1 protein-coding gene and 1 pseudogene are annotated in these 247 nt (G+C 66.0%); both read left to right on the plus strand.

Features of this window, described 5'->3' with window-relative positions:
• Positions 1-105 (plus strand): annotated as a pseudogene (locus tag AC0L2P_RS32490) (phosphogluconate dehydrogenase (NAD(+)-dependent, decarboxylating)); the annotation flags it as partial.
• Between the two features lie 5 nt (positions 106-110).
• Positions 111-247 (plus strand): hypothetical protein (locus AC0L2P_RS32495; RefSeq protein WP_473507278.1); only part of this gene is annotated, 137 nt, incomplete at its 3' end.

A 247-nucleotide genomic window follows, 5' to 3' on the forward strand; every position in this document is an offset into this window, starting at 1 on the left:
GCGCTGTTTGCCCGGTATCGGAGCCGGGTCGAGCACACCTTCGCCGACCAGGTGCTTTCCGCGATGCGCTTCGGGTTCGGCGGGCATGTCGAGATCCCGCAGTGAATGGAGTGACCGTGCCGGGGCGCCCGGCGACGATCGTCATCTTCGGCGCGACAGGAGACCTCACCCGCAGGCTGCTGGTTCCGGCGCTGGCCAACCTCTGCTTCGACGGACTCTTGAGCGAAGAGCTCAACGTCATCGGCAT

This window comes from Mesorhizobium sp. WSM4836 (assembly GCF_055811815.1).